The sequence below is a fragment of the Pseudomonas sp. RC3H12 genome (assembly GCF_018596375.1).
Classification (GTDB): Bacteria; Pseudomonadota; Gammaproteobacteria; order Pseudomonadales; family Pseudomonadaceae; genus Aquipseudomonas.
Window position 1 is genome coordinate 1,045,607 of sequence record NZ_CP075595.1, and the last position, 14,640, is coordinate 1,060,246.

Here is a 14,640-nt window from a genome sequence, read left to right on the forward strand (position 1 = left end):
ACAACAACCGGGCGTGCACACCGGGGGCAACGACTGCCAATCCTTCACTTCAATTGGATTGAGCTAATGAAAAAAATCCTGCTGACGCTCCTGTGCCTGAGTGTCATCGGCTGCTCCAAGCCCGCGGAGCCACAAAAGTCCGTCGATGTGCTGCTGATCGGCGGCGGCATCATGAGCGCAAGCCTCGGGACCTACCTCACCGAACTGGAACCGAACTGGAAAGTCGACGTCTACGAGCGCATGGACCAGGTCGCCGAAGAGAGTTCCAACGCCTGGAACAACGCCGGCACCGGCCACTCGGCGTTCTGCGAGCTGAACTACACCAGTGTTGGCAAGGACGGCAGCATTGACATCAGCAAGGCGGTCAGCGTCAACGAACAGTTCGAGGTGTCCAAGCAGTTCTGGGCCTACCAGGTCGAGCAGGGCGTACTGAGTAACCCGCGATCGTTCATCAACAACGTGGCGCACATGAGCTTTGTCTGGGGTGACGAGAACGTCGCCTTCCTGCACAAGCGCGTCGAGGCTTTGCAGCACAGTTCGCTGTTCCGCGGCATGGAGATCACTGAGGATCACGAGCAGATTCGCCAGTGGGTGCCGCTGGTGATGGAGGGGCGCGACCCCGGGCAGAAGGTGGCCGCGACCCGCATGGCCATCGGTACCGACGTGAACTTCGGCGAGATCACCCGCCAGCTGTTTGCTGCCATGACCCGCAACCCGAACGTGCAACTGCACCTGGGCCATGAAGTGCGCGACATCGTGCGCAACGACGACGGCAGCTGGAATGTGGTGGTGGCCGACCTGGCCAAAGGTGGCAAGGAGTCTGCGGTCAAGGCCAAGTTCGTCTTCATCGGCGCCGGTGGCGGCGCGCTAAAGTTGCTGCAGAAGTCCGGCATCCCGGAAGCCGAGGGCTATGCCGGCTTCCCGGTCGGTGGCCAGTTCCTGATGACCGACAACGCCGACCTGGTCGCTCGCCACAAGGCCAAGCTGTACGGCAAGGCCTCGGTCGGCGCGCCGCCGATGTCGGTGCCGCACCTGGACACTCGGGTGATCGATGGCAAGGAGGTGCTGCTGTTCGGTCCGTTCGCGACCTTCTCCACCAAGTACCTCAAGCACGGCTCGTTGCTGGACATGTTCAGTTCGCTGACCACCCACAATATCCGCCCGATGATGCAGGCCGGCATCGACAACATCGACCTGAGCACCTACCTGATGGGCCAGTTGATGCTCAGCTTCGACGACCGCATGGCGGCCCTGCGCGAGTACTTCCCCAACGCCAAGAACGAAGACTGGCAGCTGCTCCAGGCCGGTCAGCGCGTGCAGGTGATCAAGAAGGACCCCGTGCACGGTGGCGTGTTGCAGTTCGGCACCGAAGTGGTGGCCGCCGAGGATGGCAGCATCGCCGCGCTGCTGGGTGCCTCGCCCGGTGCCTCGACTGCCGCGCCGATCATGCTGAGCGTGCTGGAGAAGACCTTCAAGGATCGGATCAAGAGCGCCGAGTGGCAGGCCAAGCTCAAGGAAATCGTGCCGACCTACGGCCAGAAGCTGAACAATGATCTTGAGTTGACCAACAAGACCCGCGAATGGAGCAGTGCGCGTTTGCAGCTGCTGCATGTGCCCGTGTTGCCGGAGTAATCGCACAAGCGTGGGGGCGGGCTGGCCTGCTCCCACCAGTGACTGGCTTTTTCGCGGGCAACAAAAAACCCGCGCAAGGCGGGTTTTTTGCAGGATTTGGTCGGAGAGACAGGATTCGAACCTGCGGCCTTCTCGTCCCGAACGAGACGCGCTACCTGGCTGCGCTACACTCCGATGTCCGAAATGCTACTGCATCGATTTTTTCAACGCAACCCCTTGTTGCAAAAAGGAGTTGCGCCAAAAACGCAGGGCTGGATCACAGCTCCTTGACGGTACGGATCTGGTCTTTGTTGATGCGCGTGCGCTTGCCGTCGAGCTGTTCGAATTCGTAGAAGCCGGAGTCGTCGTCATACGAAGGGGTGTCCACCGCCTGGATCTCGCGGCCGTCGTTCAGGGTGATGACGGTTGGCGAGGCGCAGCCGGCGAGGGCGCCCAGGCCCAGGGCAAGCAGGAAGGCGGGAAGGGTCCGTTGGATCATCGTGTTTCTCCAGTGCGATGGTGCTAGATGTCATTAAGACGCAGGGCGTCCACGCAAGTTCCTTGCACAGTGCAGCATAGCGCCATCGTGCTGGCATTGACCAAGAACAACGTCGCGGTCTGGGCGCCGTGGCCTGTGATATAACAGCGCACATTCCCTGTTCCCCTGCGACGGACTCCCATGAAAGCCAAGGCAGATACCCCTTTTGTAGCGCTGAACATCGCCGTGCTGACGGTCAGCGATACCCGTACCTTCGACACCGATACCTCCGGCCAGCTGTTCGTCGATCGCCTCGGCGCCGCTGGCCACCGCCTGGCCGAGCGCGTGCTGCTCAAGGATGACCTGTACAAGATCCGCGCCCAGGTCGCGACCTGGATCGCCGATGACCAGGTGCAGGTAGTGCTGATCACCGGTGGCACCGGCTTTACCGGGCGCGACAGCACCCCGGAGGCCGTGGCGTGCCTGCTGGACAAGCAGGTCGAGGGCTTTGGCGAGCTGTTCCGGCAGATCTCGGTGGCCGACATCGGCACCTCCACCGTGCAGTCCCGCGCCCTGGCAGGCCTTGCCAACGGCACTCTGGTCTGCTGCCTGCCGGGGTCGACCAATGCCGTGCGTACTGGTTGGGACGGCATCCTCGCCGAGCAGCTGGATGCCCGTCACCGGCCGTGCAACTTCGTGCCGCACCTGAAGCAGGCAACGGCCTGTGACAGTCGTGGTTGAGGTGGCCCGGCCGTTGATGCCGGTGGAAGAGGCCTTGGAGCGCCTGCTGGCGCTGGCCGAGAAGTCGCCCATCGCCGAGACCGAACACGTCGCGCTGGCCGAAGCCGAAGGGCGCGTCCTGGCCCATGAACTGGTGGCCGGGCTCGACCTGCCGCCGTGGCCCAACAGCGCCATGGACGGCTATGCACTGTGCCTGGCCGACTGGCAGGGCGAGCCGCTACGGGTGACCCAGCGCATTTTCGCCGGCCATGCGCCACAGCCCCTGGAGCCTGGCACCTGCGCACGGATCTTCACCGGCGCGCCGCTGCCCGAAGGCGCCGATTGCGTCGAGATGCAGGAAAACACCGAAGTGCTCGTGGATGGCCGGGTACGGTTCCTCGAACCCCTGGCACTGTCACAGAACGTTCGCCCCAAAGGCCAGGAAACCCGTGTCGGCGAACAGGTGATGAGCGCCGGCACGCGGCTGGGGCCGATCCAGCTCGGGCTGGCCGCGACCCTGGGTTTCGGCACCCTGCAAGTGCGGCGCCGGCCACGGGTGGCGGTGCTGTCGACTGGTGACGAGCTGGTCGAGCCGGGCCTGCCGCTGGGGCCCGGGCAGATCTACAACAGCAACCGGCGCCTGCTGGTCAGTTGGCTGCAACGCCTGGGCTGCGAGGTGGTGGACGCCGGGATCCTACCCGACGACCTCGAACGCACCCGCCAGTGCCTGGCCGGGCTGGGCGATGTCGACCTGATCCTGTCCACCGGTGGTGTTTCGGTGGGCGAGGCCGATTTTCTTGGCTTGGCCCTGCGCGAAGCGGGGGAGCTGGCGCTGTGGAAGCTGGCGATCAAGCCGGGCAAGCCGCTGACCTTCGGCCATTACCAAGGTGTGCCGGTGATCGGCCTGCCGGGCAACCCGGCCTCGACATTGGTCACTTTTGGCCTGCTGGCGCGGCCCTACCTGCTGCGCCGGTTGGGTGTACACAGTGTCGCACCGCTGCGTTTCAGCGTGCCGGCGGGTTTCGATTGGCCCAAGGCCGGGACGCGGCGCGAATTCCTGCGCGCGCGCATCGAGGATGGCCGGGTGCGCATCTACAAGAACCAGAGCTCCGGTGTGCTGCGCAGCGCTGCCTGGGCCGATGGGGTGGTGGAGGTGCTTGAAGGCAGCACGCCACGGCAGGGCGACCCCGTGGCATTCATCCCGTTCAGCGAGCTACTTGGCTAGCACGCCGCCGGGGGCGCCTGCGCCTGCCGGTGCCAGCTGGGTCAGGCGCATGTGCACGTTCTCCAGTTGCTGGGCGGCAACGCTCCAGTCATGGCGCTGGCGGGCGAATTGGCGCCCGGCCTCGCTGAGCTGGCACATGCGCCACGGCTGGTTGAGCAGTTGCGTAACCAACAGCGCCAGCTGGCCGCTGTCGTCGCTGCCCAGGTAGTGTTCGCCGTTGTTCATGGCCAGGCCCGAGGCGCCCTTGCTGGTGGTGATGACCGGTAGCCCGGCGGCCATGGCCTCGAGGATCTTCACCTTGGAGCCACCGGCATGGCGCAGTGGCGCAAAGAACAGCGCCGAGCGGCGCTGTAGCTCGCGCAGGTCGGGGCGATAACCTACCCACTCGATGCGTGGGTCGTTCCAATGCAGCTTCCAGCTGGCCGGCAACGCGTGCCCGGCAATGGCCAGGCGCACCGCCGGATTGCTCATCCATACCTGCGGCAGGATCTCCTCCAGCGCCCATTCGATGGCCTCCAGGTTGGCGCCGTACTCGAAGTTGCCGACAAAAAGCAGGCGTTGGCTATGTGGGGTAGGGCGCACGTCCTGGTAGTGGTCGCAGTCCACGCCATTGACCACCACATTCACCGGGCGGCCGCTGATCTGGCCGATCAGTTCGGCATCCTGGGCGCTGACCGCCACCACCTCGGTGGGCTGGCACAGCACCCGTTGTTCCCAGCGCCGATAGCGCCAGCGGTCGAAGGCGTTCAGCGGGCGCAACCACAAGGGCAGGCGGTCATGGCAGGCGGCGCCCATTACCGACTCCAGGTAATGCTCGCTGAGCATGTAGGGCAAGCCCCGGGCCTGCAGGGCCCTCTCGAATGGCTGGAAGCTGTAGCTGTGCTCGATCTGGATCACATCCCAAGGTTCGTCCAGCAATTGCTCGAAGCGGTGCCGCAGGCAAGGCGCCAGGCCATTGATGATGGCCCGCATGGGATAGTCGATGATGGGTGAGGCGAGCAGGTTGAGCGGGCTGTTCAGTGCTCGCCTGGGCAGTACGATCAGGCGCTCCACCAGGGGCTCCAGGGCTTCGCGCGTGGTGTCGCTCAAGGGGACTTTCGACTGCACCAGCAAGGTAATCCGGTGGCCATGCTGCGCCAGGGCGCGCAGCAGGTGGTATTGCCGGGTCTTGCAGCCGCTGGTGGTGGGCCAGGGCAGGTAGGGCAGGGTCCAGAGTATGCGCATGAGCCCGAATCCTCGCGGTTGGCCGGGTATCGGCCCTGGATGACAAAACGCGCCCTCTGGCAGTCAGGCAGGTGCTGCTGCCGCCGGGGCGCGTCCATAGATATCAGTAAAGCGTACGATGTCGTCTTCGCCCAGGTATTCGCCGCTCTGCACCTCGATCATCACCAGGTCGATGACCCCGGGGTTGGTCAGGCGGTGGCTGCGCCCGGGCTTGATGAAGGTGGACTCGTTGGTGTCGAGCAGGAACTCCTCCTGGCCATTGGTCACGCAGGCCATGCCGCTGACCACGATCCAGTGCTCGCTGCGATGATGGTGCATCTGCAGCGACAGTGATTCGCCGGGGCGGACCATGATGCGCTTGATCTTGAACCGCGGTCCTTCCTCGAGCACCGTGTACAGGCCCCAGGGGCGGGTCACGGTGCGGTGCAGGCGGTAGGCGTCATGGCCCTGGCGCTTGAGCTGCTGGGCGATCACCTTGACTTCCTGGCTGCGCGCGGCATCGGCGATCAGCAGGGCGTCGGGGGTGTCGATGACGATCAGGTTGTCCAGGCCGACCGCGCCGACCAGGCGCCGTGGCGAGTCGATGTAGCAGTTGCTCACGTCATGCAGCACGGTTTCGCCGTTGCAGTGGTTGCCCTGGCCGTCGGCCGGGCGCAGCTCGCGCACCGCTTCCCAGCAGCCGATGTCGCTCCAGCCGATGTCGCACGGCACCACGGCCACCTGGGCGGACGGTTCCATGAGGGCATAGTCGATGGAGATATCCGGCACCAGGGCGAAGCGTTCAGGGTCGAGCTCCACCTGCAGGCCACCCGTGCCTTCCTTGACCTGGCTCTGTTCCAGGCAGTCGGCCACGCTGCGCAGGACCTCAGGGGCATGGGCCTGCAGCTCCTGTAGCACCGTGCCGACGCGCAGGCAGAACATGCCGGCGTTCCATAGGTGCCGACCACCGTCGAGGTAGCCCTGGGCGGTGTCGGCGTCGGGCTTTTCGACGAAGCGGGCGACCTGGTAGCCGCCGTCAGTGATCGGCTGGCCCTGCTCGATATAGCCGAAACCCGTTTCGGCACGGGTCGGTTGCAGGCCGAAGGTGGTCAGCCAACCTTGTCCGGCCAGTGCCAGGGCCTGCCCGACGGCCGCCTCGAAAGCGCCCTGGTCTTGAATCAAATGGTCGGCGGGCAGCACCAGCAGCAGGCTGTCTTCGCCGTGCAGGCGGGCGCAGTGTAGTGCAGCGGCGGTAATGGCAGGGGCGGTGTTGCGACCCAGGGGTTCGAGAATGAAATCGAGGGCCACGCGTGCTGCACCGACCTGGCGATATTCGTCTTGGGTGCGGAACACCACTTCGCGGTTGGTCACCGTGAGCACCCGCTCGACCCCAGGCAGGCTGCTGGCGCGGCTGAAGGTCTTCTGCAGCAGGCTCATGCCGTCGGGCAGGCGCATGAAGGGCTTGGGCATCGCTTCACGCGAGACCGGCCACAATCGGGTGCCGGCGCCGCCAGCGATGATGCAGGGGATCAGAACGCTCATAGTCACAACCTCGAATCGGTGCGCTGTGGGCAGCGCAATGCAAGGGAATCAAGACCTGTCAGGCGTCTGGCGGCGCAAAGTCAATAAAATGACTTTTGTGAGCGGCATCTTCCATGAAGGCCAAATATTTGTCGAATGATGCGCCTGTCACGAGCGGCTTTCAATGGCAATTGCATGAAACGGCGGTTTTTGGGCGAGGCATGCAGCAATCCGTGCGCGTTCATGGTCGAGATTGCAGTAGGGCATTTCTGTGCACTTTTCCGGGAGGGCGACATGAGCGAGCGCAAGGCATTGCTGATCCTGCATGGCAAGCAGGCCACCAACGAAGACGTGCGGGCCGCGGTGGGCCAGTTGCGTGAGCGTGGTTGGGAGTTGGACGTGCGCCTGACCTGGGAGGGCGGTGATGCCCAGCGCCTGGTCGAGGAGGCACTGGCGGCGGGCTATGCTCACGTGGTGGCCGGCGGCGGTGATGGCACGTTGCGCGACGTGGCCGAGGCCATGGGCCTGGCGGCTACCCAGGCCAGCCTGGCGCTGCTGCCGCTGGGTACGGCCAACGACTTTGCCAAGGCGGCCGGTGTGCCGCTTGAGCCGCAAGCGGCCCTCGACCTGCTGGAGGTACCGGCACGGCCGATCGATCTGGGCCGGGTGGGTGACCAGCTGTTCCTGAACATGGCTACCGGCGGATTCGGCACCCAGGTCACCGCCAATACCTCTGAAGACCTGAAGAAAGTGCTGGGCGGCGCAGCCTACCTGTTCACCGGGCTGTCGCGCTTCAGTGAGCTGCAGGCGGCCTCGGTCGAGCTGCAGGGTCCGGGGTTCCAGTGGCAGGGCGAGTTGCTGGCGCTGGGCATCGGCAATGGTCGTCAGGCCGGCGGCGGGCACGTGCTATGCCCTGAGGCGAGCGTGGACGATGGCCTGCTGGACGTCGGCATCCTGCCGGCGCCCCAGGAGATGGCCGGGGCCTTGCGCGATCTGTTGGCCGGTGAGGGGCTGTTCGTGCGCGCCCGCTTGCCGTGGGTGGAGATCAAGAGCGCCCAGGGGCTGGACATGAATCTCGACGGCGAGCCCCTCCAGGCGGCCAGCCTGCGGTTCGAGGCCGTGCCCAAGGCGCTGCGCGTGCACCTGCCGGCGGATTCGCCGTTGCTCAGTCGTCCAGGCTGATGATCCTCTCGCGCACGGCGAACAGCACCAGGCCCGCCACATCGTAGATCTGCAGGCGCTTCATGATCTGCGAGCGGTGGGTTTCCACGGTCTTGATCGACAGGCCCAGGCCGCCGGCGATCTCCCGGGTGGATTTGCCACGCACGATCAGGCGCAGGATCTCCAACTGGCGGGCGGTCAGGTTGTGGTGGCCTTCGTTATTCGATTGACGGCCGCTCTGGGCGCGCAACAGCGCCTGGTTGATCACGGTGTGGGCGATGGCCGGGCTGAGGTAGCGTTCGTCGTTGCGCAGGGCGGTCAGTGCCTGCTCCAGTTCGGTGGCCGTGGTGTCCTTGAGCAGGTAGCCATGGGCGCCGCTCTCCAGGGCGCGCATGATCAGCTCCGGGTCGGTGTGCATCGACAGGATCAGCACCTTGCAGGAGCAGCCGCTTGCGCGCAGTTGCGTGAGGGCGTCCAGGCCGCTGGTCGAGCGCATGGAAATATCCAGCAGGACGATGTCCGGCGCGAGGCGCCGGACCTGCTCCAGCAGTTGGCTGCCATCGTCGGCTTCGCCAATCACGGTATAGCCGGGAATATCCGTCACCAGTGCCCTGACGCCAGCACGAATCAGGGAGTGGTCGTCCACCAGCAATAATCTACAGGTCATCGGGAGCGGGAGTCCTGGCACGTTCTTGGTTGCGGGGTGGCCATGGGAAGAGGGCGTCGATCCGGGTGCCCTGGCCGGGCTGGCTGGTGATGCTCAGGCTGCCCTGCAGCGCTGTCACACGTTCCTGCATGCCAGCCATGCCGCGCAGGCCGCTTTCTGCTGGTGCCTGCGCCGGCACGAAGCCGCCGCCGTCATCCTGGATCGACAGCGCCAGGCCGGCCGAGGTGCGCTGCAGGCGGACCACCAGGTTGCGTGCGTGCGCGTGGCGGAGCATGTTGGTGACCGCCTCCTGGGTGATGCGAAAGGCCGCCATGGTCACCTCCTCGCTGATGCCGCCCAGGCGTTGGTTGCATTCAAGACTCCAGTGCACCTCGGTGTTTTCCAGGGTGCGCAGCAAATGCGCGCGCAGGCTCGCCTCCAGGCCCAGGCTGGCCAGTTGTCGAGGATTGAGAATGGTGGAAACGTCGCGCACGTTGCTCAGCGTATGGTCCAGGGTGCTGCGCAAGGTGGCGCAGTGCTCCTGCAGGTCCGCCGGCACTCGGCGTTGCAGCCAGTCGACCTGCAGCTTGGCGGCGGTCAGCAGTTGGCCGATATCGTCATGCAGTTCACGGCTCAGGCGCTGACGCTCGCTCTCTTGCACCTTGAGCATGCGCGTGGCCAGTTCCGCCGGGCGCAGGTTGATCGAGCGCGCCCAATGGCGCAGGTGCCAGCCGACGCCGATCATCGCCAGCAACTGGAGCAACAGCAGGCTGGCCGACAATGGCAGGGTGCGCAGGTACACCACCAGGTTTGCCGCCAGCGATGCAATGCACAGCAGCGTGGTCGTCCAGCGGAGCAGGGCAACTCTGGAGCGGCAACGCTGGAGGAACTTCAAGCGTGGGAGCATAGATAGGGAAGCCACTGAGTTATTGCAGTTGAGGGCATTGCACATGCCTGGCCAGGGGTGCTGGTGCCGTGCATTCAATCAAGCACCGGCCACGTATCCAATCACCCGATAGTCTGGGTGCGCATGTTCGAACGTGCGCATGTTATCACTTTGATTGAATTTGGTCGCGGGGGGATAACTGCTTGAAACCTCGGATTTTCCGGGCTGTGGCGGGTCTGGCGGGCAAGGCGCTGGCTAGCACAGTGCCATTATTAAAAGATGTTTCCAGTGCGCCTCGATCAACTAAAAAACCAGCGGGCAAAAACATTTGGAAAAACTTGCCAAACTTTTCAAGTTAAACCCTGAGTGAGTTTAGTTGCCACGCATTTAGTCGGGTTAATGTTGGCGGTCGGCTGCACTGAGGCTTTGCTCCGCAAGTGCATCCTGGGCGTGGGGGTGGTCGCAGAACGTGCCGGCTTCCTGGCAATCGGCGCACAGTTGCGCTGTCGGTTGGCCCAGGGTGGTGGCGAGCTCGGCCAGCAGGCGTCGTTGCTCCTCGGTGTCCATGTCCAGGCGGCCGGTCTGCGGGTCGAGCAGCTCCAGTTGCCAGTCCAGCAGGGTCAGGCAGGCCCCAAGCGCGGGCAGGCTGGTACCGTGCAGGTGTTGCTGGGCGCACGCGGGCGCGAGCAGTCGTTGCAGGGCCAGGGCATGGTGGGCCACTTCGAGCAGGTCGAGCGCGACTGCCCGCCGGGCGAGAGTGTCGAGTGCGGCATTGAGGCTGTGGCAGGCATCCGGATCGTTGGTGATCAGCTCCAGGTGCTGCAGGCATTCCTGGGACCTGGCCAACAGGACCTGCGCATCCTGCAAAAAGGCCGCCACGGCGGCGTTGTGCAGTGAAGTGCTATCCATCATGGCGCCCCGTCTTCAGGGATTGGCCGTACCAAGATGATCGCTCGCAAAAGCCTGACTCCGTTCATGCAGTGAGAATGGCGTCACATTAATGGCTAATGGATATTGCGAACATCAGGTTGCACCCGATTGCTACTAGGGGTTTCCCTGATGCGGTTTCAGGCAGGGTCGTTCGTTGCGAGCGACGGACGTGGCGGGATGTGGCAGCAGTAAAGCATGATGGTAAAGTGATATCAATCACCCCGCATGGCTTTTTCCATCAGGGGTCAAGCTGTGACCGTGTCCGCCGATACAGGGGGATGCATTCACTTTTTCCCGACTCACGCCTGGGGGCTTCCAATGGCTGGCATTCTCGACACGGTAGACCAACGCACGCAACTGGTGGGTGAGAACCGCCTGGAAATCCTCATGTTCCGGCTGGCCGGCCGGCAGTTGTTCGCGATCAACGTGTTCAAGGTCCAAGAGGTGCTGCAGTTGCCCAAGCTGACCCTGATGCCGCAGCGCCATTCGTTTGTCTGTGGCGTGGTCAACCTGCGCGGCCAGACACTGCCGGTCATCGACCTGTCCCAGGCAATCGGCATGCGTCCGCTGCAGCCGGGGCCAAACAGCACCATCATCGTCACCGAGTACAACCGTTCGGTGCAGGCGTTCCTGGTGGGGGGCGTGGATCGTATCGTCAACATGAACTGGGAAGCCATCATGCCGCCGCCGGCCAGCGCTGGCCGCCAACACTACCTCACGGCGATCACCAAGGTCGACGAGCAACTGGTGGAGGTCATTGACGTGGAGAAGGTGCTGGCCGAGATCGTGCCCTACAACGCCAAGGTCTCCCGCGACAAGCTCGAAGACCCGGTGCTGGCCCGCGCCCGTGGCCGCGAGGTGCTGCTGGTGGACGACTCCACCGTGGCCTTGGCGCAACTGCGCGATACCCTCTCGCAACTGGGGGTTAAACTGCACGTGGCCAGCGACGGCCTCAAGGCCCTGCGCCTGCTCAAGGGTTGGGCGGACGCAGGGGAGAATGTCTGCGAGAAGTTGCTGATGGTCTTCACCGATGCCGAGATGCCCGAGATGGATGGTTACCGGCTGACCACCGAAATTCGCAACGACCCGCGCTTGCGTGGCCTGTACGTGGTACTGCATACCTCGCTGTCTGGCAGCTTCAACGAATCCATGGTCAAGAAGGTCGGTTGCGACAACTTCCTGTCCAAGTTCCAGCCCGATCGCCTGGTGGATGTGGTGCGTCAACGCCTGAGCCTGGACGACGCCGCGGTGTAACGGCTGTACCGATCCGGTATAAGCTTGGCCTTTCGACTGGCGCAAGGTGGCAGGGATGTTTCTCAGTGCGTTGTATAGGTACCCGGTGAAATCGGCGCAGGCCCAGCGCCTGCAGGCGTCGGTTGTCGGCCATCTGGGCCTGGACGGGGACCGGCGCTGGCTGGTGGTGGAGCAGGAGAACGGCCGCTTCCTGACCCAGCGCGCCTGGCCCCTGCTGGGGCAGGTTGGCGCCAGTTACGGCGAGCAGGGCCAACTGCTGCTCCAGACGCCGGGGCAGGCACCCTTGGAGGTGCCGGTACCGCCTGCCGACGAGGCCTTGCGCGGTATCACCATCTGGCGCGACACCTTGCGCGTGCCCGATGCCGGCGATGCCGCCGCGACCTGGCTCAGCGAGCTGCTGGGCAAGGCGGTAAGGCTGGTGTACTGCCCCGAGCAGCGGGCCCGCTACCTGCCCAGCGGCTACGGCCTCAACAGTGACCGGGCGGCCTTTCCCGATGGTTTCCCCCTGCTGTTGATCGGCCAGGCCTCGCTGGATGAGTTGAGCCGTCGGGTGGGGCGCCCCATGGAGATGCTGCGGTTTCGCCCGAACCTGGTGGTCGAGGGGGCCGAGGCCTTTGCCGAGGACCGCTGGAAGCGCATCCGTATTGGCGACATGACCTACCGCGTGCTCAAGCCCAGCGTGCGCTGCATCCTCACCACCCTCGATCCCGTCACGGGCGAACGCAGCCCGGACCGTGAGCCCTTGACCACGCTCAAGACCTTCCGCGAGAAGGAAGGCGATGTGCTGTTTGGCCAGAACCTGGCGGTGGATGGCGAGGGAGAGCTTAAGGTGGGGATGGCCGTTGAGGTCCTCGAATAGCGCCATCGCGGGGCAAGTCGCATCGGCGCACCGCCGCTCCCACGTTAGCGTGGGCGCGGGCTTATGGCATTCCGATCACATATCGTCGAAATACCGCTCATGCCAATCCACCAGCGGCTGCGGTGAATTGAGCTTCTGCCCGTAGATGACCGAATACGACAGCACGTTCTGCACGTACTGGCGCGTCTCGTCGAACGGAATCGATTCGACCCACACATCGAAACTCAGGTGCTTGGCGCCCTTGAGCCACTGGCGTACACGCCCGGGGCCGGCGTTGTAAGCGGCCGAGGCCAGTACGCGGTTGCCGTTGAACTGACTGTGCACCTGGCTCAGGTAGGCAGCGCCGAGCTGGATGTTCTTGTCCGGGTTGAAGACCTGGGCCGGCGAAGCCAGCGGGATGCTGAACTTGCGCGCGGTTTCCTTGGCGGTGCCCGGCATCAGCTGCATCAAGCCGCTGGCGCCGACGCTGGAGCGGGCGTCTTCCATGAAGGCGCTTTCCTGGCGGGTGATGGCGAATACCCAGCTCGAATGCAGGCCGCGAACCTTGGCTTCGCGCACCAGGGTGTCGCGGTGTGCCATCGGGAAGCGGATGTCCAGGTCGTCCCAGTACTGGGCCTGGCTGATGGTGCGGATGGCCGGGAAGTACCAGCGCATGTCGTAGGCCAGGCGGGCCTGGGCAACCATTTCGTCACGGTTGAAGTGGCGGCTGACGTGGTACCACTCGCGGCGCCCCTCGACGATCTGGCCACGGGCGTGGAACTCCAGTGCGCGACGGATGCCGGGGGTGTTGCGGACCTTGTTGGTCACCGCCTGGCTCAGCGCCAGCGGCTTGTTGTTCAGCTGATAGGGCGTCTGCGCCCGGTCGGCGGCGAGGAAGCCATAGAAGTCGCGTTCGCGGGCGACGGTCTTGTACAGCAGCGGGACCTGCGGGTTGTTCGGCTGGGCCAGCTCCAGGCTGCGTGCCTGCCAGTACTTCCAGCGGTTGCTGCTGGCCAGGTCCTGGGGCAGGCGCTTGGTCAGTTCGTAGGCTTCTTCCCAGCGGGCCAGGCGCAGCAGCAGGCGCAGGCGCCATTCGCTGACAGTGTTGTCGCGCAGCTCCGGGTCGTAGCGGGTCATCAGGTCGAGGGCGCGCGGGTCGTAGCGGCGGGCCAGTGTCAGGCCGATCTCGCGGGCGATGGCGACCTTCTCGTCACGGGAGAAGTGCATGCGCTGGGCATAGTCGTCGAGCAGCGCCATGGCCTGTTCCGGATTTTGCCGGGCCAGGCGGCGAAGACCCAGGCTGACCACGTCGGACATGGCCTCGTTGACCGGTGTGAAGCGCGAAGGCTGGTTGAGCAGCTCGGGCTTCTGCGCCACGTCGATCAGCAGCTTGCCCTGGGGGGCGAGGGTGGTGAGGGTTTTCACCAGATTGTTCGCAAGCCCATAGTTGCGCGCCTGTGCCGCCAGTTTGGCGCGCTGCCAGCGCTTGGCCTCGGTCAGCTGGCCTTCGGCGGCCCACATGGCGAACAGGGTGTCGCAGGCCGTGGGCTGGGACTTGCCGACGTTCCACAGCTTCTCGGCGCTGGCGAAGCCTTCGGCGCGCTGGCCGTGGGAGAGCTGGTACTGGCCGTTGAGGCAATCCAGTTCGGTGAAGTTCAGCTTGGGGTCGTAATAGCGGGTGAAGGTATTCCATTCACCGCGTTCGGCCAGCCAGCGCAACCAGCGCAGTTTCATCCAGTTGGCCTGGGGCAGGTCGCCATGGGCCTTGAGGAAACCCTCGATCTCCTCGTTGCTGGCGCTCTTGAGGCGGGCGGTCAGCTCGTCGTAGGTGAGGTAGGGCGTGAGCGGGTAATCGCGCAGCGCCTGCGCGTAGCGCAGGTAGGGGCCCTTGTCGCCCTTGGCCAGGGCGCGCTTGGCCTCGTCGTAGTATTGACGTTGCTGGGTGAGGTCGGCGGCCTGTGCGACGCTCGCGGCGAGGGTGGTCAGCAACAGGCAGGAAGCAATTTGTAACAGGCGGCTGCGCATGATACGTCCGGGCAGTGGAACCATGGAAAGTGACGGCGGAGCCAGCACTGTTGGGTATTACTGCTTAGCTTAGCCGTTTGCCGGTGGCCGGCGAAAGCACTGTGCTTGTATCGAGTTGTTATCCGACGCCCTGTCGCGACAA

The 14,640-nt window shown here is 64.6% G+C and carries 13 protein-coding genes and 1 tRNA gene; 6 read left to right on the forward strand and 8 right to left on the reverse strand.

What is annotated here, in order from left to right; all coding sequences use genetic code 11:
• Positions 1-66 precede the first annotated feature (66 nt).
• Positions 67-1,632 (forward strand): malate dehydrogenase (quinone), encoded by a 1,566-nt coding sequence (mqo, locus tag KHO27_RS04810; RefSeq protein WP_110698769.1) that lies wholly within the window; start codon positions 67-69, stop codon positions 1,630-1,632.
• Positions 1,633-1,729: 97 nt separating this feature from the next.
• On the opposite strand, the gene KHO27_RS04815 is transcribed toward mqo, so the two are convergent.
• Both KHO27_RS04815 and KHO27_RS04820 read right to left on the reverse strand, forming a co-directional pair.
• Positions 1,730-1,806, reverse strand: a tRNA-Pro gene (locus KHO27_RS04815).
• Positions 1,807-1,888: 82 nt separating this feature from the next.
• A complete protein-coding gene (locus tag KHO27_RS04820) occupies positions 1,889-2,110 on the reverse strand; it encodes a YgdI/YgdR family lipoprotein (protein WP_023632528.1) in 222 nt (73 codons plus the stop codon).
• Positions 2,111-2,290: 180 nt separating this feature from the next.
• Between KHO27_RS04820 and moaB the strand changes: the two genes are divergently transcribed.
• Together moaB and KHO27_RS04830 are read left to right on the forward strand one after the other, a co-directional pair.
• The gene (moaB, locus tag KHO27_RS04825) at positions 2,291-2,830 is read left to right on the forward strand and encodes a molybdenum cofactor biosynthesis protein B (protein WP_110698767.1); all 540 of its coding nucleotides are present in this window, start codon (positions 2,291-2,293) and stop codon (positions 2,828-2,830) included.
• Positions 2,814-4,034 carry a molybdopterin molybdotransferase MoeA gene (locus KHO27_RS04830; protein ID WP_110698765.1) on the forward strand — a complete coding sequence of 407 codons (1,221 nt, stop codon included), beginning with the start codon at positions 2,814-2,816 and terminating at the stop codon, positions 4,032-4,034. The genes moaB and KHO27_RS04830 overlap by 17 nt, the downstream gene beginning before the upstream one ends.
• Here KHO27_RS04830 and KHO27_RS04835 read toward each other — a convergent pair.
• Positions 4,023-5,258: a glycosyltransferase family 4 protein gene (locus KHO27_RS04835; RefSeq protein ID WP_214501288.1), complete on the reverse strand. Its 1,236-nt coding sequence runs from the start codon at positions 5,256-5,258 to the stop codon at positions 4,023-4,025. The genes KHO27_RS04830 and KHO27_RS04835 overlap by 12 nt on opposite strands.
• A 63-nt stretch (positions 5,259-5,321) precedes the next feature.
• Positions 5,322-6,779: a mannose-1-phosphate guanylyltransferase/mannose-6-phosphate isomerase gene (locus KHO27_RS04840; protein WP_111532753.1), complete on the reverse strand. Its 1,458-nt coding sequence runs from the start codon at positions 6,777-6,779 to the stop codon at positions 5,322-5,324.
• A 273-nt stretch (positions 6,780-7,052) separates the two neighbouring features.
• Between KHO27_RS04840 and yegS the strand changes: the two genes are divergently transcribed.
• A complete protein-coding gene (yegS, locus tag KHO27_RS04845; RefSeq protein ID WP_110698759.1) occupies positions 7,053-7,940 on the forward strand; it encodes a lipid kinase YegS in 888 nt (295 codons plus the stop codon).
• On the opposite strand, the gene KHO27_RS04850 is transcribed toward yegS, so the two are convergent.
• The 3 genes from KHO27_RS04850 to KHO27_RS04860 all read right to left on the reverse strand — a co-directional run bounded on the left by KHO27_RS04850 (position 7,924) and on the right by KHO27_RS04860 (position 10,360).
• On the reverse strand, positions 7,924-8,586 hold the full coding sequence (locus KHO27_RS04850; protein ID WP_110698757.1) for a response regulator: 663 nt from the start codon (positions 8,584-8,586) through the stop codon (positions 7,924-7,926). The two genes, yegS and KHO27_RS04850, sit on opposite strands and share 17 nt — an antisense overlap.
• Positions 8,576-9,472 carry a sensor histidine kinase gene (locus tag KHO27_RS04855; RefSeq protein ID WP_110698755.1) on the reverse strand — a complete coding sequence of 299 codons (897 nt, stop codon included), beginning with the start codon at positions 9,470-9,472 and terminating at the stop codon, positions 8,576-8,578. Before KHO27_RS04855 ends, KHO27_RS04850 begins: the two co-directional genes overlap by 11 nt.
• A 375-nt stretch (positions 9,473-9,847) precedes the next feature.
• The gene (locus tag KHO27_RS04860; RefSeq protein WP_110699157.1) at positions 9,848-10,360 is read right to left on the reverse strand and encodes a histidine kinase; all 513 of its coding nucleotides are present in this window, start codon (positions 10,358-10,360) and stop codon (positions 9,848-9,850) included.
• 339 nt (positions 10,361-10,699) lie between these two features.
• Between KHO27_RS04860 and KHO27_RS04865 the strand changes: the two genes are divergently transcribed.
• Entirely contained in the window at positions 10,700-11,635 is a 936-nt protein-coding gene (locus KHO27_RS04865; RefSeq protein ID WP_110698753.1) for a chemotaxis protein CheV, read from the forward strand.
• A gap of 55 nt (positions 11,636-11,690) precedes the next feature.
• The gene (locus KHO27_RS04870) at positions 11,691-12,494 is read left to right on the forward strand and encodes an MOSC domain-containing protein (protein WP_110698751.1); all 804 of its coding nucleotides are present in this window, start codon (positions 11,691-11,693) and stop codon (positions 12,492-12,494) included.
• A 75-nt stretch (positions 12,495-12,569) separates the two neighbouring features.
• Here KHO27_RS04870 and KHO27_RS04875 read toward each other — a convergent pair whose 3' ends face one another.
• The gene (locus tag KHO27_RS04875; RefSeq protein WP_110698749.1) at positions 12,570-14,498 is read right to left on the reverse strand and encodes a transglycosylase SLT domain-containing protein; all 1,929 of its coding nucleotides are present in this window, start codon (positions 14,496-14,498) and stop codon (positions 12,570-12,572) included.
• Between the last annotated feature and the right edge of the window lie 142 nt (positions 14,499-14,640).